General features: G+C 63.0%; 1 protein-coding gene. It reads right to left on the bottom strand.

The features are described from left to right. Nucleotides 1-235: contractile injection system protein, VgrG/Pvc8 family (locus tag HMPREF3014_RS15355; RefSeq protein ID WP_256562443.1), on the bottom strand; the 235-nt coding region annotated here is incomplete at both ends.

Below are 235 nucleotides of genomic sequence, written 5' to 3'. Positions count from 1 at the left end.
CGAAGAAGTGGTCGCGCTCGCGATGGCCGAGGCTCGGCGGGTAATAGGGCACGCTGGTGTAGCCGGCCGGGCTGTGGTGCGCGCCGTAGGCATCGGAGAGCACCAGGATGTGGCGCTTCTTTTCGTGGCGGAACCAGTAGTAGATGCCTTCCTGCTCCATCAGCCGGCTGACGAAATCGAAGCTGGTCTCGCGGTATTGCACACAGTATTCCCACTCGCGGTAGGAGCGGCTCAG

This window comes from Pseudomonas sp. HMSC065H01, assembly GCF_001815235.1.
GTDB classification, from domain to species: domain Bacteria; phylum Pseudomonadota; class Gammaproteobacteria; order Pseudomonadales; family Pseudomonadaceae; genus Pseudomonas; species Pseudomonas aeruginosa.
Note: the sequence above shows the minus strand (reverse complement) of the source record. Positions and strands in the feature narration are given on the sequence as shown.